18 protein-coding genes, 1 tRNA gene and 3 pseudogenes are annotated in these 22,453 nt (G+C 33.0%); 13 read left to right on the top strand and 9 right to left on the bottom strand.

Annotated elements, in window-relative coordinates:
• Positions 1-11 precede the first annotated feature (11 nt).
• Positions 12-518 carry a pantetheine-phosphate adenylyltransferase gene (coaD, locus tag JKF54_RS01525; RefSeq protein ID WP_015587724.1) on the bottom strand — a complete coding sequence of 169 codons (507 nt, stop codon included), beginning with the start codon at positions 516-518 and terminating at the stop codon, positions 12-14.
• A gap of 74 nt (positions 519-592) precedes the next feature.
• On the opposite strand from coaD, the gene JKF54_RS01520 reads away from it, so the two are divergent.
• From JKF54_RS01520 to JKF54_RS06855, 3 genes and pseudogenes are all read left to right on the top strand, one after another.
• Positions 593-665, top strand: a tRNA-Phe gene (locus tag JKF54_RS01520).
• A gap of 60 nt (positions 666-725) precedes the next feature.
• On the top strand, positions 726-1,664 hold the full coding sequence (locus JKF54_RS01515) for a gamma-glutamyl-gamma-aminobutyrate hydrolase family protein (RefSeq protein ID WP_211908358.1): 939 nt from the start codon (positions 726-728) through the stop codon (positions 1,662-1,664).
• 163 nt (positions 1,665-1,827) lie between these two features.
• A pseudogene (locus tag JKF54_RS06855) lies at positions 1,828-2,776 on the top strand (IS5 family transposase).
• A gap of 211 nt (positions 2,777-2,987) precedes the next feature.
• Here the strand turns inward: JKF54_RS06855 and ubiH are convergent.
• Positions 2,988-4,136 (bottom strand): 2-octaprenyl-6-methoxyphenyl hydroxylase, encoded by a 1,149-nt coding sequence (ubiH, locus tag JKF54_RS01500; protein ID WP_211908356.1) that lies wholly within the window; start codon positions 4,134-4,136, stop codon positions 2,988-2,990.
• Between the two features lie 161 nt (positions 4,137-4,297).
• On the opposite strand from ubiH, the gene JKF54_RS01495 reads away from it, so the two are divergent.
• Positions 4,298-4,933: a hypothetical protein gene (locus JKF54_RS01495; RefSeq protein WP_211908354.1), complete on the top strand. Its 636-nt coding sequence runs from the start codon at positions 4,298-4,300 to the stop codon at positions 4,931-4,933.
• Between the two features lie 225 nt (positions 4,934-5,158).
• Here JKF54_RS01495 and JKF54_RS01490 read toward each other — a convergent pair whose 3' ends face one another.
• Positions 5,159-5,827, bottom strand: a complete 669-nt coding sequence (locus JKF54_RS01490) for a septal ring lytic transglycosylase RlpA family protein (RefSeq protein WP_012481726.1) — start codon at positions 5,825-5,827, stop codon at positions 5,159-5,161.
• 26 nt (positions 5,828-5,853) lie between these two features.
• Between JKF54_RS01490 and JKF54_RS01485 the strand changes: the two are divergent.
• Positions 5,854-6,682, top strand: a pseudogene (locus JKF54_RS01485) (Mur ligase domain-containing protein); the annotation flags it as partial.
• 440 nt (positions 6,683-7,122) lie between these two features.
• Here JKF54_RS01485 and JKF54_RS01480 read toward each other — a convergent pair.
• Positions 7,123-8,283 (bottom strand): multidrug effflux MFS transporter, encoded by a 1,161-nt coding sequence (locus JKF54_RS01480; RefSeq protein ID WP_211908350.1) that lies wholly within the window; start codon positions 8,281-8,283, stop codon positions 7,123-7,125.
• Between the two features lie 16 nt (positions 8,284-8,299).
• On the opposite strand from JKF54_RS01480, the gene JKF54_RS01475 reads away from it, so the two are divergent.
• Positions 8,300-8,857 (top strand): GNAT family N-acetyltransferase, encoded by a 558-nt coding sequence (locus JKF54_RS01475; protein WP_211908348.1) that lies wholly within the window; start codon positions 8,300-8,302, stop codon positions 8,855-8,857.
• A 253-nt stretch (positions 8,858-9,110) separates the two neighbouring features.
• Positions 9,111-10,040: an AEC family transporter gene (locus JKF54_RS01470; protein ID WP_211908347.1), complete on the top strand. Its 930-nt coding sequence runs from the start codon at positions 9,111-9,113 to the stop codon at positions 10,038-10,040.
• Between the two features lie 363 nt (positions 10,041-10,403).
• On the opposite strand, the gene JKF54_RS06285 is transcribed toward JKF54_RS01470, so the two are convergent.
• The 3 genes from JKF54_RS06285 to prfA form a co-directional block, all read right to left on the bottom strand.
• Positions 10,404-10,580 carry a hypothetical protein gene (locus JKF54_RS06285; protein WP_246433220.1) on the bottom strand — a complete coding sequence of 59 codons (177 nt, stop codon included), beginning with the start codon at positions 10,578-10,580 and terminating at the stop codon, positions 10,404-10,406.
• The gene (locus JKF54_RS06280; protein ID WP_246433219.1) at positions 10,573-10,848 is read right to left on the bottom strand and encodes a hypothetical protein; all 276 of its coding nucleotides are present in this window, start codon (positions 10,846-10,848) and stop codon (positions 10,573-10,575) included. Before JKF54_RS06280 ends, JKF54_RS06285 begins: the two co-directional genes overlap by 8 nt.
• Before the next feature lie 118 nt (positions 10,849-10,966).
• Positions 10,967-12,058: a peptide chain release factor 1 gene (gene prfA / locus JKF54_RS01460; RefSeq protein WP_211908346.1), complete on the bottom strand. Its 1,092-nt coding sequence runs from the start codon at positions 12,056-12,058 to the stop codon at positions 10,967-10,969.
• Positions 12,059-12,168: 110 nt separating this feature from the next.
• On the opposite strand from prfA, the gene yihA reads away from it, so the two are divergent.
• Together yihA and argB are read left to right on the top strand one after the other, a co-directional pair.
• Complete coding sequence (yihA, locus tag JKF54_RS01455; protein ID WP_369800778.1) at positions 12,169-12,765, top strand: ribosome biogenesis GTP-binding protein YihA/YsxC; 597 nt, start codon at positions 12,169-12,171, stop codon at positions 12,763-12,765.
• Complete coding sequence (gene argB, locus JKF54_RS01450) at positions 12,740-13,678, top strand: acetylglutamate kinase (RefSeq protein WP_246433218.1); 939 nt, start codon at positions 12,740-12,742, stop codon at positions 13,676-13,678. The genes yihA and argB overlap by 26 nt, the downstream gene beginning before the upstream one ends.
• Positions 13,679-14,047: 369 nt before the next feature.
• Here the strand turns inward: argB and JKF54_RS01445 are convergent, their stop codons facing one another.
• Positions 14,048-15,571, bottom strand: coding sequence for a hypothetical protein (locus tag JKF54_RS01445; RefSeq protein ID WP_211908345.1), 1,524 nt, complete (start codon positions 15,569-15,571; stop codon positions 14,048-14,050).
• Positions 15,572-15,751: 180 nt separating this feature from the next.
• Here JKF54_RS01445 and JKF54_RS01440 point away from each other — a divergent pair, with 180 nt between their 5' ends.
• The 4 genes and pseudogenes from JKF54_RS01440 to JKF54_RS01425 all read left to right on the top strand — a co-directional run bounded on the left by JKF54_RS01440 (position 15,752) and on the right by JKF54_RS01425 (position 20,211).
• Positions 15,752-17,029: an adenylosuccinate synthase gene (locus JKF54_RS01440; protein ID WP_211908344.1), complete on the top strand. Its 1,278-nt coding sequence runs from the start codon at positions 15,752-15,754 to the stop codon at positions 17,027-17,029.
• Between the two features lie 218 nt (positions 17,030-17,247).
• A pseudogene (locus JKF54_RS06825) lies at positions 17,248-19,316 on the top strand (hypothetical protein).
• Between the two features lie 71 nt (positions 19,317-19,387).
• Complete coding sequence (infA, locus tag JKF54_RS01430; protein ID WP_007302820.1) at positions 19,388-19,624, top strand: translation initiation factor IF-1; 237 nt, start codon at positions 19,388-19,390, stop codon at positions 19,622-19,624.
• Positions 19,621-20,211: a Maf family nucleotide pyrophosphatase gene (locus JKF54_RS01425; RefSeq protein WP_211908342.1), complete on the top strand. Its 591-nt coding sequence runs from the start codon at positions 19,621-19,623 to the stop codon at positions 20,209-20,211. Before infA ends, JKF54_RS01425 begins: the two co-directional genes overlap by 4 nt.
• Here JKF54_RS01425 and JKF54_RS01420 read toward each other — a convergent pair.
• Entirely contained in the window at positions 20,198-22,438 is a 2,241-nt protein-coding gene (locus JKF54_RS01420) for a hypothetical protein (RefSeq protein WP_211908340.1), read from the bottom strand. The genes JKF54_RS01425 and JKF54_RS01420 overlap by 14 nt on opposite strands.
• Positions 22,439-22,453: the final 15 nt, after the last annotated feature.

Raw genomic sequence — 22,453 nt, 5'->3', positions numbered from 1 at the left:
ACAATAAATACTTATTCTCCATTTTTTACCCTATTTAGATTAATCAATTCGGTTTGGACATTTTGTGATACAAAGCTGCTAACATCTTCTCCTAATCTCGCTATTTCTTTCACAAAACTTGATGAGATAAATTGAGTATCTTCAGATGCAGGAAGAAATATGGTTTCGATTTCATGGGAGAGCTTATAATTTACCCAACTCATTTGAAATTCATAATCAAAATCTGATACTGCCCTCAGTCCTCTGATAATAACAGAGGCATTTTGCTCTTTGGCAAACTTCACGAGCAACCCATTAAAAGATATAACATCTGCATTAATTTCTGCTCCTTTAACTTCATTTTCAGCCATGCTTGTGCGTAGCTTTATGTTAAAGGTAGTATGTTTGTTAACATTTTCTGCAACACCAACTATCAACTTATCGACTAGCTTACATGCTCTTTTTATTATGTCAAGGTGCCCAAAAGTTATAGGATCAAACGTACCAGGATAAATTCCTATTTTGTTATTAATGTTCATTTTTTGTTTCTATACTTCAAAAACTTTTGATGGACATAATAACGTTTTTTGTCTAAAAATAAAAGTACGTAGTTGGCCTGATAGCTCAGTTGGTAGAGCAAAGGACTGAAAATCCTTGTGTCGCTGGTTCGATTCCTGCTCAGGCCACATTCTTTTTCTTAATGTTCTATAATATATTATAATATTAATACAATTATTTAGGAAATAATGTCTAAATGTTATAATAGAATATTTAATATACTGTTAATTACATTTCTACTATTAAGTAATATCGCTTATAGTGAAAAAGTAAACAAAGAATTATCTGCTTTGACAGCGGAAAATGCAGTAAATTACAATATAATTGTTGGTTTATTGCAAACAGATGAATCTCAAAATATCTATGAGATATTCAATAATTTTGGGGTTAAAACTATATTTATTGACTACGACAAAATAATTAATCTAAAAGAAATCCAAGAAGAGTTCGCAAAACAAGATGAAATATTGGCAAAAAAGCTGATACTAGATCGAATAAAGGTTGAAGTTGCAAAATTTATCAAAGAGCAAAAGATAAACAGAATATTTATTTCAGATAACTTTCATTCAGCTCTTAAACCTTACCGCCAGCTTGTGAATGAAGCAATTGTAAAAATAGTAGATGACAATCCTACAATTCATTTGCTTACCATATGCGGTGGTTTACAAGACATTATGCATGCAAAAGAAATTGAAATAACAAATGTTGTTAATGATGAGAAGAATCATTTAAAATCAGCATCCTATCCACAAAAAGAGAATATACCTCTTCAGCAGATAAAAATTGTTCCAGGTAGTAGTTTGGAAAAAGTGGTAGCTAGATTTTTACTACCTAATCAAAATGGCTGGTTTTCAACTTATTTTCCGAATGCTCATTCAGGTACAGTAAGTAATACTACAGAGAATAGAAGAAGGCTAGAGCTACTTGGATATAAAATTGCAGCATTTGCCAATGACGGGTTAATAGAAGCTATCGAAGATAAGCATAGTAATATTTACTTTCAAAGTCATCTAGAAGCCCTTGTTGTCAAATCAGATAAAAACTCTCGTTTGTCAAGCCAAAAGGTACGTCAGGTTTCAACACTAGTTGCTATAGCGATTATAAATGATTTTCTTCATCGCGTTTAATGCTAAAATAAGGAAAATCATTTAATGTCATGCCAGTACTCTTTTTCTTGTCATTCCAGTGCGTGATGCTGGAATGGCTTTGTTGCATAGGTCAAATAAAAAGAACTGGCAGTTACTGACAAAATTCACTATAAGACAAGCATTTAACCTACTAAAGAAAAATATGCCACAAAAAATGAGAGTCAGTAACTGCCATGAATATAACAAATTTCTCCAAGAGAGGGGAAATATTTTTTATTACGTCAATGATGCCATAGAAAATTGGTACGAAAAAGGTCCAAAAATGGCTGGTGGCAACTATATTTATAGCGATAAGGTCGTGATTCTGGTTCACATAATAACTTATTTATTTAGAATAGATCTGAGACAAACAGCGGGATTTATAGCAGGGTACCTTGAGCAAGTAAGGAAAAACTTGCAAGTTATTAGCTATTCCCAGGCCTCAAGAAGGCTTAAAAAACTTAACATCAAAATTAATGATCGAAGACATGATAAAAATAATACAGAAGATATTGAGATTGCCATAGATAGTACTGATCTACAATAATATTCCAGGTCATAGCAAGGCAAATGGTACAGATAGAAAGTATCGCTGCTATGAGCAAACAAGAAAACTGCATGTAATGCTAGAGATAGGTAGCAAAAAAGTTATAGCAGCAAAATACAGTGGCGGAGTTTATTCTGACCACTATGGAGCATGTGATCTTATTGCAAGGATTGATGTTAAATATAATATAAGCACACTATATGCAGACAGGGCATATAATCGAAAGAAGTTATACAAACTGTGCGATGAGCTTGACATAAAGACAAGGATTCCTCCGCAAAATAATGCAATAGAGCATCCAAAGTTGGATTATATGGATGAGAGAAATTCTACAATCAAGCTCATAAAGTCATATGATGAAGATGGTATGAAGAGGTGGAAAAAAGAGATAAATTATGGGAAGAGATCTTATATAGAAAGTTTTTTCTCGCGACTGAAGCAAACATTTGGGTTTAGTTTTAGAAACAAATCTGAGGTTAATCGTGAGAGAGAACTGCTACTCAAGTGTTATTTGCTTAACAAATTTACTGATATAGGCATGGCTAAATTTGAGATAGCTTCATGAATTTATTCCACGTTACCTATTATCCGAAGAGTGATGCAACAAAGCCTGCTGGAATCCAGTTTTTCATTTCATCAAATTTAGCATAAGCTCAAGTTTGCTTATAAATTTTTCTGGATGCCAGTGTCTGGGCACTGGCATGACATTATGGAATTTGGGCTCCAGTGTCAACTACTCTAATGACACCTGATTATGATGAAAGAAATCTAATGATTTATATAAACCCCATAGCGTGGCGAATGAAGCGTTTTTTAAGAAAATTTGAATTTTCAACTATCATTAAACCAAATGCTCTAGCGCAAAATATTCTGTTGGAAAATATCCTATTTAGTCCATCAGTTGCAAGTGCCATAGTAAAATTATCAAAGTATCTGTCACGTGAAATTTTCTTCAATAGATAATTACTGCCAACATCAATGCCAGACGCTTTTGCAGTTGTTATTTGTCTAATAACACTCTCTACATCTCTCATTCCAAGATTAAGTCCTTGACCTGCAACTGGATGGATTGAATGTGCTGCATCGCCAATAAGCAAAATTCTGCTTTTATGCAGCTTTCTCGCAAAAGTAAAACTCAAAGGATAAAGTCTTCTTTCACCCTCTAATTCAATTTCTCCAAAATAAGAACCAAATCTTTTTTTGAGTTCTGTGACAAATTCCTCTTCGGATAAGCTCATCAGCATTTTTGAAATTTCGCATTTTTCTGTCCAAACTATTGAAGAAGTATAGCCACCTTTCATTGGCAAAATTGCAAATGGACCACCAGGAAAAAACCGCTCTACAGCTAAGTTTTGGTGATGTAGTTCATGTTTTACATTAAATACCATGCTATTTTGTTTATAACCAAATTTTATCATTGGTATAGAAAACAGCTCTGGCAGCTTAGAGTTTTTACCTTCAGCGCAGATAAATAGCGATGATATCAATTTTTGATCATTATCAAGAGTAACTTCCACGTATCCTTCGTCACAAGAAATTGTTTTATAGGAACGTGGAGAATATATATTGAGTTTATGCAAAAAATTATTATTGATTGCATTCCATATAATAGCGCTCTTGATTACATAGCCCATTGGCTCTTCACCGACCATTTTATGGTCATAATGCACAGTAAATGGACTATCTCCATCTAATATGCATATATCAAGTATTGGTTCAGCTTCGCCTTCTAAGAGTCCCCAAATCCCTAATTTTTCTAGTATTTTTTTTGATCCTTGAGAAATAGCGAATGCTCGATTATCATCAATTGCACGTGGTAAACTATTTTTCTCAATTACGGCTACAGATACAGAGTCATTACTCAGGCCAATAGCAGTAATAAGACCAATTAGCCCACTACCTGAAATGATTACATCGTAATTCATTTTATTAACCTAAAATTACATTCTACCCATTTTTAAAATAGTTTAAACGAACTTTGTAGATACTGAACTTCTCATCACTATCTTAGTTATAACCAAAATAGTAATAAAATATTAATTATTTTACACTAGATTAGGTCTAATTTTATTAAAGGAGCTAGATTATGACTACAGATTGCAAAAAAGAATTACTAAATTGCATTAACAAGTACAGAGAAGAACTTGCAGAAAATAAAGCAGCAATTAGACAAACTTTAACTAGCGATAAAATTAATATAAGCGATTACTTTTATCAGGGTGATAAAATCTGTAACAAAGAGCTGTTTAACATAGGAAGTGAGTGTCAGGATACAAAATATGGTAGTCGACAAGAATATACGTATGATGAGTGGAAGGAAAAAATTGAAAAACCTCATGCTAAAGATTTGCTAAAGATGTTACAAAATGAAGTAAAAGGTAAAATATTAAAAAGTTTTGAAGATTATGAAAAATATCATAAAAATGCTACTGAAGCTATAAAAAGAGAATTAGACATAGATTCAAAATTAAAGGCAATACTCAAAGAAAAGCAACAACCAGAAACTGATGTAACTCGAGCATATTATGATGTTATACGAGGTTTATATGAAAATGGAGACATGCACTCTCAACTAAAGTGCAATGATCTTGATTGTTTTAATAGAACAATAGAAGATAATCTATCTCAAAAACAATCCGAGCTAGCTGCTATAAAGGATGACTTTTTGGATAATACGCAAAATATTTTTCAACATATTCAAGTTGAAGATAGTATTTTTTAGAGAAATAAGATTATGCTATTTTTTTTAATGAAATTTCTTAAGTGGTAGATTATTTTTTACAGCTATAGCTGAGGTAGCTGTCACTACCTGAAATGTAACAAATAAAATACCAATCTTAAATATTGCTATATTTCACGATAGTTTCTCAACTTGACGCACATGCTTTTGGAACATTCTCATTTGTCAAATAGTTTCTGGCATGCTACACAATCTGTAATGCAGGTTTTAACTTACTTTTACGCAATATTGATCATTCTTGAAAAGCAATCTAACATTTTCTATTCCTTGATTACGAAGCTTTGATGCAGCTGATTTAGCTACCTGAGCGTTTACAAAAAATGCTACATATCCCTTACTTTCTGCATTGTTTTGTTTTGGGTGACGTTTCTGCATTTCTTTTTCATATTGCCTTTTGTAATGAGGAGTATTTTGTATCAATTGTTCTGACCTCTTTCTTAAGTACTCGACTTTTACCTTAGCAAGCCCAGACTTATGAAGTCCTAAAACTTGTGCTGCTTTTTCTGACAAGTCTATTATTCTACCTTCAACAAATGGCCCTCTATCATTAACTCTTATAACAAGCTTCCTTCCATTTTCTAAATTAGTAACACGAACAAAGCAGGGTAGGGGCAAGGTCTTATGTGCTGCAGAAATCAAGTGACGATTAAACACTTCACCGTTAGCTGTAATTGTGCCATGATCTTCTATTCCATACCACGATGCTATTCCTACTTCCTCATAACAGCTACAGTATTTTGGGTGGTAGGTGATACCATTTATTGTATAGCTATTGCCAATTTTATAATGACCTGCGGTGTGATTACACCTATTGCTAAAACTACAACTACTCATCAAAACGAATATTAGACATAGAAAGGCTAGTTTTTTTATCATTGTACTTTGTGAAATGGTTCGATACCATGAGGATCTTAAATTATACTATAATAAATTTAGTAATAAGTAAACGTCTACTGCCAAATATGCACAGCACTAAAAAAGAAGTAATACATATAATCGGTATAGGTGGAATTGGAATGAGCGCAATTGCTGAAATTCTTCATAATTCCAGTTATAAAGTTCAAGGCAGTGATACGCGATCAAACGACAATATAGACAGGTTACAAAAATTAGGTATAGAGGTCTATATTGGTCACAATGCAAGTAGTATTAGACAAGCTCAAATAGTTGTACATTCTTCCGCAATAAAACCTGATAATGTGGAGCTAGTTGCAGCAAGAAATAGCAATAAAACCGTTTTGCATAGGTCAGACATGCTGGTTAAAATTATGAAAGGTAAATATGTGATAGCAGTTTCAGGTTCAAGTGGCAAGACGACGACGACAGCTATGATTGCTTCCATTTTTGATCATTCTGGTGATGACGCCACTGTAATTGTTGGAGGAATATTAAATTCCTATCAGAGTAATGCAAAACTTGGCAAAAGTGACATTTTCTTAATTGAGGCTGATGAGTCTGATGGAACTATGTTAAAAATTCCTGCAGATATTGCTGTTGTAACAAGTATTAATGACGACCATATAGACCATTACGGTACATTTAACGACATCAAAAATGCGTTTTCTAGATTTGTAAACAACGCGAATTTTGCTATTTTGCCTGATTCTGCAGACATCAATCATGATGCGAGTAATTCTATAAAGTTTTGGTTTGGAAATGGTAAAATTAGAGCTAGCAACATCAAACAACACAATAATAGCATAGAATTTGACGTGCTGATTAGTATAAACGAAAGTAATCGTATTCCATTGTCCACTACTCGAGTAGTTGAGAGGGATGGAATAAAAGCAGCCCTTTCTTCATCACCTCAATGCTTGAAACTGGATTCTCGTTTCAATGTTAAACAAGATACTATAGAATTTAAGAGGACAATCCCTAGAAAATCTCTACATTCAAAAAAAGTAAATCGTACTAATGCTATTTGAACAAGCTAGCGTAAAAGTAAGCTAAATTTTTTAAGGTACAAAAATAGCAAGAAACAGTTGTTTGAAAAAAATTGGAATTTGATTGGATTGCTGAAATTTGGCTCTCAAACTTTAGATGCATGAGCAAGATAATACTCTTTAACTAATATAGATTAGGTGATTTGGAAGAGATACATCTAGAGCAGCTGGCAAAGTTACAATACATATTACCGCAATAACTAGAAATGAGAAGGATCTATATGGTGATTATAGATTTTTCCAGATCTTGAAAACAATAAATAGACAGTAAATTAGAACTACTGCAAAAAAAACAAGAATAGCTACACTGGTTGCTTGACCATCGTAAACGTAGCTTGTTAAGCCGATAAAAATAGCCATGATAGAAGCTCTAATAAATGAAATTGCAGAAGAAGTTGTGCCTTTCATTTCAGGGAAAATATTTAATGATGCATTGAAAATGACTGCTTGACAAATTCCACAGCCAATACAAAAAATAGCCATAGACAGCGTTACTAAGTAGTAAGCACTGGGCATGATTATACTGAATATTAAAAGTGATAGGGATCCAATAGCAATTACGCCTGTACCGGAAATTACACACCAAATTGCTCCAAGTTTCTTTAAGATCTTACTGGAAAACAGGCTAATTAGTGAGAAAGATCCAACCATTGCACCTTGATGTAGCGCATAAATAGTGCTGGATAAACCAAAAGTTTCCATATACAAAAAAGGGCCACAAGTAATGAATGACATATAAGCCGCAGAAAAAAGGCTCTGTGCCAAAGACAACACCATAAATTTTGAACTTGATAATAATTTTTTATAGTCTTTCATCATTTTTTTTAGACTAAAAATATCACGGTCCTTTTTTGTTTCTGGTAACAGAAAAAGCAGCAAAACCCAAGAGATGAAACAAAGTATTGCAACACTTGCATAGTTGCCACGCCACCCAACAATTTTGTTGATGAAACTGCCTAATACTGGTGCAATTGCTATGAGAACTGTGAGAATAGAATTCATGATTCCAATAAATTTTACTGCTTCGTTGCCTTTATAGCTGTCTGCAATAATTGCAAACACAACTACAGATGTGCTAACACCAATGCCTTGAATAAAGCGAGAGATTAAAAGCCAAGAAACTGACAGCGCAAAAATACAGCCAACAGCACCGATGAGTAGCAAAGTGTTGCCTATGATCATCATCCTTCTTCTTCCATAGCATTCAGACAATGGACCAAAAAATAACCCTCCTATGCAAACGCCTAAAAAATTATAAGCAATAGTTAATTGAATTGTGCCTTCCGGTATGTTAAAATAGCGTACTATATCAGGAAAACTAGGTACAGAAATATCAATTTCAATGAACTTAGCAATTAGAGATAGAATTAATAAAAACGGTAGTAACACTTAAAATCTTTAATTAATGAATAAAAATATCACATTTAAAGCGTTGAAAGAAGAACATTTTTCACTATTATTAAAATGGGTAGAAACACACCATATAAAGAAGTGGTGGGATGCGGATATAAATTGGACACCAGAGTTAATTGAGAAAAAATATAGCAACTACGTTAAAGGATTCAAACGTTTGAAATCTAAGACACAAATTATTGAAAAACCAATGCACGCATTCATTATTAATTGTGATGGAGTTGATATTGGTTATATTCAATATTACAACAAACATGATTTCCCACCTGAACAGGTCTATAACACTTTAGAACTTCCAGAAAGTTGTGCTGCTATAGACTGGTATATCGGAGAGCTGAATTATGTAGGTAAAGGAGTTGGTTCACAAGCTTTGAATATATTTTTAAACAAATTTGTCTTTAAAGTTTATGAGAATGCCTTTGTCGACCCAGGTATAGCAAATGTTTGTGCAATCCGTGTTTACGAAAAAGTTGGCTTTAAAAAAATTATGGAAAGTGATAGTGCGATTTTAATGATTAAGGCAAGAATTCCTGAGAATCATTCAAGATGAGTGTTTTTTCAACAATCTACCTAAATTACTACAAGTGGTTTATAACAATATACAAGGAGCTTTATACAAACTTAACATAATTTAATCATAAAAATATCATTATTAAGTCCTATATAAGAACAAATTTTGGCACTCAGTGAATCTTTTTTAACTAACTATGAACTTGATTAATTGGAAAATAAATTTTACTTACTTTTATAATACCTTAAAATCTAATATCACTTTATCAGCAAAGATATCACAATAGGCTAGTATGTTCTTTACTCTTTTCCTCAAAATATTACCTATTTACATTACAATACTTATTGGTTACTTAGCAGGAAGATATCTTAAAATTGATAGAAATACTATATCTCAAATACTCTTTTATATAGCTAATCCAATAGTGATTTTATACGGAGTATCTCATACAGAAGTTAATTTAAAAGTAATTTCTCTGCCGATTTTGATATGGTTTATAGGTAGTACTATGTCTTTATCAGTGTATTATCTTTCTTCTTTTTTATTTAAGGACAACACGAGAAACATATTAGCGTTTAGCTCGGGCAGCACAAGTATGGGTTATTTTGGTCTACCGATTGCCATTGCTTTATTTGATGAAGATTCAGTGTCTGTGTATGTTGTCTGTTACATAGGAATGGCACTATTTGAAAATAGCTTGGGATTTTATATAGCTGCAAATGGTATCTATACTGCAAAAGAATGCGTATTAAAGTTACTCAAACTTCCCTCATTATATGCAATGATTCTAGGTTTCTTTTTAAGTATATATGATATACAAATACCCACTTTTTTGACAGATGTTATGATAAATATCAGAAGTACATTTATCACATTAGGAATGGTGCTGCTTGGAGTAAGTATTGCACAAATTACAAATTTTAAAGTAGATTGGAAGCTTGCCTTGACCACTATTGTAGCAAAGTACATATTCTGGCCGTTATTTGTTTTGGGAATTGTCTTGCTAGACAAGCATGTTACAGGTATATACGATGAAAGCATCTATAAAGCACTGATGTTACTAGCTATTATTCCGATTTCTGGATCCAGTATAATACTTGCTAATATTTTAAATTACCAACCAGATAAAGCTACTTTATTGCTCCTAATTAGTACTGCAGTGGGACTATTTTATGTTCCACTTATAATATCATTATTTTTTACTAAACTTGTCCCTTTTTGATCAAAAATTTAAGCGCTAGGCCTATTCACAAAACTTGAATTTAGAATAGACTTCTTGGATAATCATAAAAGAAACTAATCCTTTTTTCCTCTCCTTTCTTATTTTTTTACACAGAATAGGAAGTTATCAATTGATGGAATTTTCGCAATAATGTCAATAGCAGTAAGATTTCCTACACCTTTTAGCAGGTCTATAGTTGAATTTGAATGTTCTATGAGCAGCAACAAATAAATGTAACTTGCCTTTTTCTATATGATGCTATTAACCGAATAGGTATTCGCTTGACATTTCCATATCTTTGTTATCATTAGTAATACTAAAGGGAAAACTAAACTTAATAAGATTTGGAAGCATATTGTTGTTCTATGATTCACGTAATGCTGCTATGCCTTCTTTGCAAACGTTATCATAAAGTAAATTAAATTCTTTAATATTTGAAAAACTACCACCCCTTAGCGCACTCATTAATATTATTCTACTTTCAACATCAATATCATTAGAAATTAAATCAAGTTTAACAAGATTTGGAAAGTTACCCATTCTTTAACAATTTAGTGATTGCTATTGAGCCTTCTGCGCCAATAATGCTAGAAGTTAATTTACACTCAGTAATATTTGGAAGATTAATATTCTCTAATGCTTCATTTAAAACTTCTCCGCACTGAGCATCAATATAACAATTAGATAAAGTCAAGCTTGTAATATTTTGCTTTTTCTGTAAAAAGTTTACTAGCTTTTCCATATATACATATAGATTATTTAACTCTAAGGTGTTACTATTAACATATTGATTCAATTCAACTTCCATGGTTTCTGTAAGTTATAGAGCTGCTAATTACAGCATAAATTTAAATAATTGTCAACCTTATGAACAACTAACTTTACTTCTTTTTAACCTGATACCTATGCTTTGTTTCAAATTTCCATCAAAAAGTAACATTACCCCCTCCAGTCAACCTTTCTGCTTCATTTCGTGAAATCAATGCCTCAATAAATTCATCTAGTTCACCTTCTTTTATAATCTGTTCTAGTCGATGTGAAGTGAGATTAATTCTATGATCTGTTATTCTTGATTGTGGAAAGTTATAAGTTCTTATACGTTCAGAGCGATCTCCAGAACCAATTTGGCTTTTCCTCATTGTTGACCTTTCCATTTCTTTTTTTTGTCTTTCAATTTCGTATAGCCTTGCTCTCAACACTTTGAGCGCTTTAGCCTTATTTTTGTGCTGCGATTTTTCATCTTGCTGTATTACAACTATCCCTGTTGGCAAGTGGGTGACCCTTACTGCGCTGTCAGTTGTATTCACTGATTGCCCTCCAGGACCACTGGATCTATAAACATCTATGCGTAAATCTTTTTCTTCTATTTGAAAGTCAACCTCTTCTACTTCAGGTAATATTGCAACAGTAGCTGCGGAAGTGTGCAATCTTCCTGAGGATTCAGTTTCTGGCACTCTTTGTACTCTGTGCACCCCTGACTCAAATTTCAGTCTTGCAAAAACTTCTGTTCCATTAATGAGTGCAGAAGCTTCCTTATAGCCACCTATACCTGTATTAGAAATACTTATTGGCTCAAACTTCCAATTTCTTCTTTCTGCATATTTTTGATACATACGAAATAACATCGCTGCAAATAATGCTGCTTCTTCTCCGCCTGTGCCTGCTCTAATTTCTAATATTGCATTTCTTGAGTCATCTTCATCTTTGGGTAATAATGCCAACTTTAGTTTTGCTTTTACTTTTGGTAATAGTATCTTTTGCTTCTCAAGAAGTTCTTCTTTTGCTAACTCTTTTATATCACCATCGCTGTTCTCATCTTTCATGATTTCTTCTAAATCTGAAATTTCCTCTTTTAATATATTATATTCATCGATTATCTCGATAATTGGTCTGAGTTCAGAGTATTCCTTTGAAAAACTAACGAATTCTTTTTGACTCAAATTGGTAGGGTTTTCCAGATTTCTCTCTACATCAGAAAACTTTTTTTTTAAGTCTTGTAAATTATTCTCTATATCCATATAGTACAGGCCTAGTTTTCAGCTGTTTAAGTAAGTAATATATACTGAAATAAAAAATTTCTTATATCAAGCAATAACACTATAATTGTCTCGAATATTTCTACCTAAGTATAATGGCAAAACAGATAACATCAATCTGCAGCTTCATATTTGGAGCTTCAGACAAAAAATCATTACCAGATGAGTCGGCTCCAGAGATTGCATTTGCTGGTAGATCAAACGTAGGAAAATCAAGTTTAATCAACCTGCTGATAAACAGCAAAAAAGCTGCAAGAGTTTCTTCTAAACCTGGATGCACTAGACAAATAAATTTTTACTCTATGTACAATGATAAGTTTAGGATTGTCGACCTACCGGGTTATGGCTATTCTTGTGCAAGCAAGGAAGAAGCAGTACAATACTTAAACCTAATTGAGTACTATCTAATTCACAGGAGAAATCTAAAAAGAGTCTTTGTGCTTATAGATAGCAAGGTAGGATTAAAAGAAATAGACAAAGACTTTGTTTATTGGTTAATATGTAATAATATTAACTTTAATATTGTGCTAACAAAAATAGATAAAGTGAATCAGGAAAGTCTAGATGCTATTCTAGAAAATACTCAAAAGTGGGTTAATAATGAACATGTATCAATTCATCAAATAAGCATTCGTGTTAAGCATAAAATCACCAAGGTAAGAGATGAGTTTTTCAAATTTACAAGATAAAAAAATGAAAAGTGATGAATCTTTAAATGGTAAGATGCCATTGAAGGAAAAAACAGAAATATTATTTGAAGTTCTGTCTAACATACCTAAATTTGTAGGCGAAACTTTTATCATCAAATGCAGCAGTGTAATAATCTCAGATGAAACGCTGCTTAGTGCTTTTGCGCATAATGTTGTTCTGTTGAAACAGCTTGGTATAAATCCGGTGGTAGTTCATGACGGAGAATATGAAATTAACTTAGTGTTAAAAATGCTAGGTATGAATGATAAGTTTATAAATGGTGTCAGACTTACAGACAAAAGCACTATGAAAATCATTGAAATGGCACTGTGTGGTTCAATTAATAAAAAAATTGTTCAGCATATAAATGCTGCTGGTGGTTCAGCTATTGGACTATGTGGAAAAGATGGCAACCTCATAAAAGCTGAAAAGATAAGCACTACGCTTAGGGAAAATAGATTAAATAATATTGAAAAAATACTAGACATGGGATTTATCGGTAGACCAACTGAAATCAATCCTGATATATTATTCTTTATTGAAGAATCAGATTCTATACCAGTTATTGCACCTATCGGTTATGGAAAAAATGGAGAAACATATCATATTGATACTGATAGCACTGCAAGTGCAATTGCACTTGCAGTTTACGCATCTAAAATGATAATCTTGACTGATACAGATGAAGAAATAAACAAAGTTGGCAATAGAAGAGTCTTGATTAAAAATTTAAAAGAATCGATTGATTGTGGAAAAATTAAAGGAGAAAAATTTGTTGAAAGGCTTATGTCATATACTAAAATGGTAGAAGAATGTGCAGGGGTTGTTCACATAGTTGATGGTAGAGTACCTAACATTATACTTGATTTATTTACTGAGAATAATTCAGGTATATCAATAATGGATGATTAATAGCTGTACTGCTTATAACCATATGAACATTGAAAATTTGGGAATAGCTTATGTCAAATTCCTATTCTCTTTTCCAGTTTTTTAGTTTTTTTTCTTGCAAGCATAATAGTTTCGTATACATAATGAAACCAAATGGTATTTTTAGCTTGATAACAGAGGAAAATAAAGAGGGCTTGGGTGTAACACTCAAATAATGATTTACCTTATGGATACCGCTAGAAAAGTTGACTAAGGTATACAATTCTCTCTGCGTCAAGTTACTCAAGATATCGAATCTACAAACGCTTTGGATTGAGTGTGTTTGGTCAATTTGAGTGCTTTAAATGAAAGGCGAAAATTGAGCATACTACGCCTCTGTACACAGTATCTTTAATGCAAATGCCCATGTGATTCCATAGATAATCTCTGTTTTTTTATTTTATCTGTCCATTTATCATTTTCTATATCTTGTTTGTTGGTTGCTCTTTTTTCTTGCTCAACAATTGCCTTATCTATCTTCTGATGAATTGCATTAATTGCATTTTTTTCTTTGTATACTTCGCTTTTTCCTTCAACAATTAAATTGGTAAAAATATTTACAACAAACTGCACTTGATTATGATTAACCTGACCTTTTATCGAAGAAGGTAAAGAGTTTAATTCCATCAATACTTCTGATGCTGTTTTATCTTGAGTGGAAAGCCCTAAATTATCTGCTACTTCACTTATTAATAACTCTCTGTTTTCTTTATTATCTTCCAATTTAGTATAATCACGCAGTAGATCCATAACTGTAGATACTCTGACTTCAATAATATCATCAACATCTTCATCTCCTAGAGCAACTCCTGATCCCAATAACCTCTCTCTGAGATTTTTCTTTAAAAGATTGGTAAATTTTTCATTTGCATCCGATCCTGTAGTAGATATTGTACCATCTAAATAGTTGTTTACTTTGATTTGAGTACCTAAGCTATGCTCTATTTGTATTTTTGCCTCAGGTTTAAATCCTAATTTTGCACGGAATTTCTGAAAATATTCTTTAATAGTGTCAAACAAGGTCTTGCCATTGTCTTTATAGTTTTTCAACTCTTCAGGAATAGTAAGTGATAATTTACCATCTCCATATTTTACAAGGTCTTCACCATATTGAGACTCAAGTGTAAATTCTAATGAGCTGGATAGGTCGCATATTTTCTCTTTCGGATTGTTAAGCGTGGTTATAGGCATTGCCATATCAGACTTCACTTTTATGTGGTTGTGATCAGTGCAGTAAATGTTTAGCGCTTTTTTAGGACTATGTGGAATCAAGCTACAACTACTGAGTGCTGCATGAGATTCATTAAATATACCAGCTTCATACCCTGCTTGATTACAATTGGTGACTAGCTCTTCTAAAATAGCATTACTTGGAACTTCTGCTCCAGCATACCTGAACATTTCCTTGAAAATTTCCTTTGCTAATGCACGGTAATCTTTTTTGGAGAATAGATGATAAGAGCTTCTCCCTGCGTTATAAAATCTCTCAAATTCCTTTCTATATTCATCAATTTTTTTCTCATCAGCAATTGTAGGGCTATTACAATGATTTTCCCAAACTTCAGATAGTCTATCTTGATCAAGCTCCTTAAGTACTGGTTCCATAAAAGCTTTACCTTCTTCGGAGAGGTTATCAAAATTATCACGGTTAAAAATCTCATTTTTATAATCTTTATCTCCTTCCTTAAATGCAATAATAAAATTTTTATCTATTTCTTTTTTATTAATAATAAAATTCATCCTTTGAAAATCCAAGAACATTGTTTCACCAGAATTTGCTAATTTATTATCTTGATCTGCTCTTAATTTACCAAAATTGAACTCTTTAGCTGTGGCCTTTAATCTAACTACTGGACTCTCCTTTGCCTCTTTCATAATTAACACCTTACTATAAATATACTGTAAGTTGTATCATATAATGATGAATAATTTGATAACATATAAAAAAAGTCGATAGTATATTTCTTTATTTAATAGGTGTAGGAAAGGCGTAGATTTCTCTTTTCATTTGTAGCATGCTGCATTAATATTTACGTATTAATCTAGAAAATAGTGATGAATAATATTGTAATTGTTGGTCTGCAATGGGGTGACGAAGGCAAGGGTAAAATAGTAGATTATCTTTCTGAGAATGCAGATGTAGTTGTGAGATTTCAGGGAGGAAATAATGCAGGGCACACTATAGTAATAGATGATGAGGTTTATAAATTAAATTTACTGCCCTCTGCTGTTTTGAGGCCAGGAAAAATATCTATCATAGGAAATGGCGTTGCTCTTGATTCACAAGCTCTAATATCAGAAATAGAATCATTGAAAGTTAAAGGAGTGGACGTAAACTATAACAACTTGATGGTATCCGAGAGCTGTCCATTAATACTTAGCGTACATAAGGACAAGGAAAAGCTATTTGAAGATTTAAACGGAAATTGCAAAATTGGCACAACAAACAAAGGAATAGGGCCATGTTATGAAGATAAAGTTGGAAGGAGAGCTATACGCATTTGTGACTTAGAAAACGCAGATGAGCTCAATCAAAGAGTGGATGCTCTCCTGAGTTACCATAATTCTATCAGAAAAGGCCTTAACTACCAGGTGGTTGAAAAAGAAGAAATATTAAAGGAAATTCGACAGATTTCAGAAAAAATTCTTTCATATAAAAAACCTGTGTGGAAGATACTAAATGATTTTATGAAAGAAGGTAAGAAAATAATATTTGAAGGCGCTCAAGGCGCATTTTTAGATATCGACCACGGAACTTACCCTTTTGTTACTTCAAGTAATACCGTAGCATCGCAAGCGATAACAGGCTCAGGATTATCCTACAATGCTCACATTATTGGTGTAGCAAAAGCGTATACAACAAGAGTGGGTAATGGTCCATTTCCTACTGAACAAAATAACGAGATTGGAGACAGCTTATTTTCTATAGGTAAGGAACTTGGAACAGTAAGCAATAGAAGAAGGCGCTGCGGATGGTTTGACGCAGTTTTAGTGCGCCAGGCCGTACAACTCTCTGGAGTTTCAAGCATTGTATTAACCAAATTAGATATTCTTGATTCTTTTGATACTATTAAAATAGGCACTGGTTATAAGTATGGCGGAAAAATGTATGATTATTTACCCGCATCACATTCAATACAAAAAGAATTAGAGCCAATATATGAAGAATTTCCTGGTTGGAAAGAGAAAACTCAAGGCAAAAGGTCAGTTAAGGAATTACCTGCAAATTTGATGAAATATGTGAGAAAAATAGAAGAATTAATAGGCGTATCAATTCATCTAATTTCAACTAGTCCCAATAGAGAGGATGTTATTAAGCTTAAAAATCTATGAAAACGTCTTATTAACTTTTATCTAATAAAAAACGATACTTGTGTGACTTCAAGCAATCTATTATGTAAAGTAGCAGCGTAAACGTACAGTGAGTAGTGTGATTTTTCTTAAATACATGTTGATTGTTATAATATAAACATAGTTAAAGTAGGCGTATTATGATTGCAGGTTTGACTAAGGGAGACAAAGCAATAAAAGCGGAAAAAACAAGTGATTAGCTGAGAGAATTGTCAGTTGCAGAATATGTAGTTAAGTCAATACATGACTTGCAAAAATTGCATAATATTATGTTCATCACAGGGCAACAATTGTGTTAATGATAGAGAGAAGTTTGTCCAAGATAGTGATGGGCTTGGTATATTTCAATTTCTCAAAAGCTATATTAATGATGTAGAAAAAAATGAGCCTTCCATTAAGAACCTTACTATAATGAAATTTCTTTGCTCAATTATAGAAGATAGAGAACTGTATAAAAAGTTATGCAGTTTCGATGATTTTCTCGATTGTGAGTTAGAAAATTTGAGAGATAAGATAAGCTTATTAGCGCTTTTGAGAGAAAAGATGGACTTTACTGATATACAAAAAGCTTATGGTAATTGGCGTTTTAGTAATCTAATAGGTGATAATGATTTTAAGCGAATGTATGTGGATGAAGCAGTAAAAGTAAAGAGAAAAGCCTGTTAATGAGGACTTTGAGAAAAATATAGGTAAATACATAGAGTTAGTAAAGGAAGGAAAAGAAGTTGCAAGTAGGTATTTTGGAAAATGGAAAGAGGACTTTCAAGTTTACTGTGAAGAAATTGACAATAATAATAAAGTTTTGAATATTAACCTTACTCATTACGACAATAGTGAGCCAACAAAGATTAGTGACGTTTTACAGCAAGAGAAAGATATTAAAGAACTGAATATCTATTGCAATAAAAAACATGAAATACACGCTCATAAAAAAGATAAGAAAAGATATTATGAATTTAAAGAAGGTGCATATTATGAAATGACAAGCACTTGGGCTGCAAAAGATGGATCAAGAATGTGTACCATGATTATGAATGTGAGTAGCGATGGCATAACTGAAATACTAAAATTTAATGGTGAAGATTTTGTTTCATCGAAGTAGATTCTAGAATTAATAAAGCAAAACGATGAATTATATATTCAAGGTCTCTCCTTATATGATGCTGTAATGGAATCACTAGAAGAGAATAGGGCTACTCCTATTAATCTTTACAATGAATCTATGGTGGCTTATCAAGGTAAGGAACCAGAGGGGAAGTTAGATCATAAAGTTGATGCTGATAATAGCCTTCCTTCTTCTCCTTCTATTAATAGCAATGCATTGGAAGCCAATTTACAGCACACTGAAACTCAACCAGAAATTGCTTCACAACAAATAACTGATTTACAAAACAGTTTTGGAAAAGAAGAGCGAAAAAACACGGAATTGCAAACTGAACTGGCACAAAAGGATGAAAAGTTAGCAAGCGTATTAGCAGAGTTACAAGAGAAAGCACAAGAACTTAAAAATGTATGTGAAGCAAAAGGAAAGCTAGAGGGTAAGCTAAAAGGTGTTAATACAGAAAAGAAGGAGTTAGAAGACAAATTAAAAGAAGCAGCACACATAATGAAGGAAAAGGAGCAGTATATAAGCAATTTAAAACTTCAAGTGCAAGAGTTGAAAGATGAGCATAAAGCACAACTGGAATCTTATGAACAAGGGATATGCAAACTAGCATGGGAAGTTGAAGAGTTAAGAAGCAAGCTAGAGTGTGAGAATGAATGGGATGATAAAGTTGTAGAAATAGCTGATGGACTGGGAGAAAAAATTCATGCTGATGAACAAAGAAGCCTCAATAATCAATTTTATACTCCAACAAGAAATATTTTTAATGAGACTAATAATGAGTCTTGTGTTCCACTGGAAGAAAAGATGACGTTACTCAGATCTTCAAGCTCTGATGGAGGATATGGTAGTGATAATGGTTTATCTTCTAACATGAGTTCTATTGAACAAAGAAGCTTCAATCATCAATTTTATACTCTAGCAGGAAACGTTTTTAGTGAACCTGATAGTGCCTCACAAAAGAAGACAGAGTTATCCAGATCTTCAAGTTTTGATAGTGGACTTGATAGCGATGAGGAAAATTGTGATAATGATTTATCTTCTAATATAAGTTCTATTGAGAAGGTAGTAGAGAGTAGAAGCGTAGGTAGCTCGCTTTCCTCTTGCATTGTTAAGGAGATGATTGGAGTTAAGTTGCAAGAGCAATACTCAAGTAGAGTATAAAAATCTCCTGTATTGATAATAATTTAAAATCTATAGTAGACTGAAAAAGATTATTAAATTATAATACGACAATGATAAAAGAAGACAAATCAAAAACAATTTTTGAAGTGGAAGGGGCAGTAACTGCTTTACTACCTGCAGCAGAATTTAGAGTGAAGCTGGACAATGAACATGAGATTATCTGTCATGTATCAGGAAGAGTGAGAAGAAGTAAAATACGTATCATTATAGGCGATAGAGTGTTAGTTGAGATGAGTATTTATGATAGGAATGCAAGAAAGGGTAGGATAATAAAAAGGCTCAAGTGATAGAACAATCTCTAGATAATCTTATTCTTGCTTCATCATCAGAAAGGCGAGTAGCCTTACTAAAACAAATAAATATTAAGCCAGGTTTAGTTTTGCCAGCAGATACAGATGAATCGCCTTTGAAGAAAGAGCTGCCAAAAGATTACTCAATCCGTATGGCAAAAAGTAAAGCCGAGAAAATACAAAGTGCAAATCTAAATTACTTTGTGCTTGGTGTTGATACAGTTGTTGCTTGTGGTAGAAGGATACTGCTCAAAGCTGAAAACGTTGAGCAAGCAGAAAAATGCGTTCGCTTGTTATCAGGAAGAAGGCATAGAGTATACACCAGTGTGTGTTTATTAACTCCTGATCAATCTAAACAGCATATTAGGACTGTAGTTACAATAGTGAAATTTAAGCGTCTCAGCGAACAAGAAATTAAATATTATTTAGCATCAGAAGAGTGGAAAAACAGGGCAGGGGGGTGCAACATACAAGGTCTTGCAGGAATGTTTGTATTATTTTTACGTGGCTCATACTCTTCTGTAATAGGGTTACCATTACATGAAACCCATTGCTTGCTAAGTAATTACTTTAACCTATACTAATACCATTGTCCTTTTTTTGTTTTTCTTCAGCAATAAGTTTAGCCCATATTCTATTTCTATTTGCTAATGCAATTCTATTGCGATCAGGACTATCATTGCGTTCTGTTAAAGTATCTTTTCTTTCCTCTTCTACTATTCCAGCTTTCAGTTGTGCTGCATCTTTTTCTAGCAATTTATATAGTTCGCTATTTTTGTCTATAGTCAGATTAGTATTATCATTTTCTTGTTCTGCTTCTTGTTCTGCCACTTTTCTTTCTAATAACTTACGTACAGGGTCATATTTTTTACCTTCTTTTATTTCTTTCAACATACTTTCTGAGAATAAATCTTTAGTAGCCTGGTGTGAAGGTTCTCTCAATCCTTTATTCAATTTTTCCAATGTATCTTTTGGCTCAATGGTTTCTAATCTCTTCTCTAATTGCTCAGAATTGACCTGAAAATTATAGTGGCTAGTGTAAGTTGGAGATGAGTAACCTGAGTCGTTTATTTCTTTCTCCGCTGCATTGTCTTTTAGCAATCCAGCTGCTAATAAATGTTCTTTTGTTTGCCCACTCATTTTCTTTTGATTTACTGGTTTTAGCAGGAATTTCTGAGTTTCTTTATCCAACTTACTGGTAAATTCCGTAAGTAGGGTATCATCTCTTTGTTCAACATTCATTAGGCTCGCTTTTAACTGTCCAGAATTTACTCGAGATTTTTCATGATTAGAGTGAGTTGGAGATGAATAGCCCGAATCGTTTGTTTTTATGTCTGTTGAGCTATATTCTAGAGATTCATTTTCTTGTAATTTATCTTCGGTTTCTTTTTGTTTATCGTTTCCTCTTTCTTCGTTTTCCTTAGTGCTAAGATAATCTTTTTCTTGTTTATAATCTGATTGAGGATTTGAAAGCGTTATATACTCATCTTCGTTATCGCTCCAACCATCTTCGAAGTCAGAAAATTCTTCATCATACTCACTTTCACTACGTAATAACTCATTTTTTGCTTTCCATGCAAGAATCGAAGCTACATTATTTAGTGGTTGCTTATTTCCAGTATTGCGTGATTCTTTAACTTTTTTGAATGCAACGTCTTGTGCTGGTGCAGCGCTTTCAGTAGCTGTAGGATCAAAAATTGCACCTTTTTGCCGGTTATTAGATATTTGCTCACTTTCATCTGATTTTCGGCTTCCAGGTACAGCATATCCAAATGTAGCAAATGTAGGATTGTCATACCGTTCATCCTCTTGTGTATTATCTTGATTGTAGATTACAGACTTGGTGAAAATAGTACTGCTTGAAGAAGCATCAGAATATGGAGAATTGTAGTTATTTCTACTATTAATCCGTATTGGCTGATACTCATCTTTTTTCTGATTATTAGGTAATGAACTAGCTCTAGGTGGCAGTGACGGTGGAATCTTTTTAGCAGATGCGTTATTAGAATTTGTAGTGCTAGTCGTTGCATGCTTAAACTCAACTTCTTGATCTTGAGTAGCTTGAACGCCAACACCTTTACTGATATCACTTTCTATGAAAGTTTCAGATGATTGTTGATTCTCTTGTTCTTGTCCTTTCTCCTTGAATTGTATTTGATATAGGAATAAGCCACCTATTTTTACATCTGTGTTTGCTTTTAATTGTTCCTCAGCAACACCATTACGTTCAGTAAGATCTACACCATCTTTATCAATCTTGATTTTGATAGTACATTTTTTTCCATTTTTGTCATGCCAATTCAAAGTCATTTCATATGAACCATCGGTTACAACATAATGCCTTATTCTTTTCTCTCCTTCTTCGGCAACAAAACCGTGCATTCCGCTCTTTCCATCACTATGCAGCGTTGAAAATCCCGAAATTCCTTTCTTCTGACAAAAGTCACTATTTAAAAACTCGCTGATTTTAAACTCTTTTTTGTCATCTCCCAGTGTAATACTTGCGTGATCGCCATATATTGAAACTCCTGCGATATCATCAACATACTCTTTTAACCTTGCTTTAACTTCACTTTCAAGCTTTTGTTCGGCTTTCTTTATCTTGTTCTGCTCTGGAAGAATAACTTCATAAGCTTTATTTTTGTCTTCATCTGTCTCCAAATTCCAGATGGAGTGCTTTATTAGAAACTTTACTGCATTAAAACCAACTCTGGAATTATAAATTGGGTCGTCTTCCTTTTTTATTTCATCGAATAAAGTAAAAAATCCTCGAATGAATTCATGATATTGTTGTGTGCTTTGAGTATTCATATTTTCCCTCACTAA

It is taken from the genome of Wolbachia endosymbiont of Spodoptera picta (assembly GCF_018141665.1).
Lineage (GTDB): Bacteria > Pseudomonadota > Alphaproteobacteria > Rickettsiales > Anaplasmataceae > Wolbachia.
This window is presented reverse-complemented; position numbering and strand designations above follow the sequence as displayed.

Bases quoted from the DNA above. Each gene is read 5' to 3' on its own strand.
- infA (WP_007302820.1), top strand. From the start codon at position 19,388: ATGATAAAAGAAGACAAATCAAAAACAATTTTTGAAGTGGAAGGGGCA.
- JKF54_RS01440 (WP_211908344.1), top strand. From the start codon at position 15,752: ATGAATAATATTGTAATTGTTGGTCTGCAATGGGGTGACGAAGGCAAG.
- JKF54_RS06285 (WP_246433220.1), bottom strand. From the start codon at position 10,580: ATGGGTAACTTTCCAAATCTTGTTAAACTTGATTTAATTTCTAATGAT.
- prfA (WP_211908346.1), bottom strand. From the start codon at position 12,058: ATGGATATAGAGAATAATTTACAAGACTTAAAAAAAAAGTTTTCTGAT.
- argB (WP_246433218.1), top strand. From the start codon at position 12,740: ATGAGTTTTTCAAATTTACAAGATAAAAAAATGAAAAGTGATGAATCT.
- JKF54_RS01495 (WP_211908354.1), top strand. From the start codon at position 4,298: ATGACTACAGATTGCAAAAAAGAATTACTAAATTGCATTAACAAGTAC.
- JKF54_RS01490 (WP_012481726.1), bottom strand. From the start codon at position 5,827: ATGATAAAAAAACTAGCCTTTCTATGTCTAATATTCGTTTTGATGAGT.
- JKF54_RS01445 (WP_211908345.1), bottom strand. From the start codon at position 15,571: ATGAAAGAGGCAAAGGAGAGTCCAGTAGTTAGATTAAAGGCCACAGCT.
- ubiH (WP_211908356.1), bottom strand. From the start codon at position 4,136: ATGAATTACGATGTAATCATTTCAGGTAGTGGGCTAATTGGTCTTATT.
- JKF54_RS01420 (WP_211908340.1), bottom strand. From the start codon at position 22,438: ATGAATACTCAAAGCACACAACAATATCATGAATTCATTCGAGGATTT.
- coaD (WP_015587724.1), bottom strand. From the start codon at position 518: ATGAACATTAATAACAAAATAGGAATTTATCCTGGTACGTTTGATCCT.
- JKF54_RS06280 (WP_246433219.1), bottom strand. From the start codon at position 10,848: ATGGAAGTTGAATTGAATCAATATGTTAATAGTAACACCTTAGAGTTA.
- JKF54_RS01515 (WP_211908358.1), top strand. From the start codon at position 726: ATGTCTAAATGTTATAATAGAATATTTAATATACTGTTAATTACATTT.
- JKF54_RS01470 (WP_211908347.1), top strand. From the start codon at position 9,111: ATGTTCTTTACTCTTTTCCTCAAAATATTACCTATTTACATTACAATA.
- JKF54_RS01475 (WP_211908348.1), top strand. From the start codon at position 8,300: ATGAATAAAAATATCACATTTAAAGCGTTGAAAGAAGAACATTTTTCA.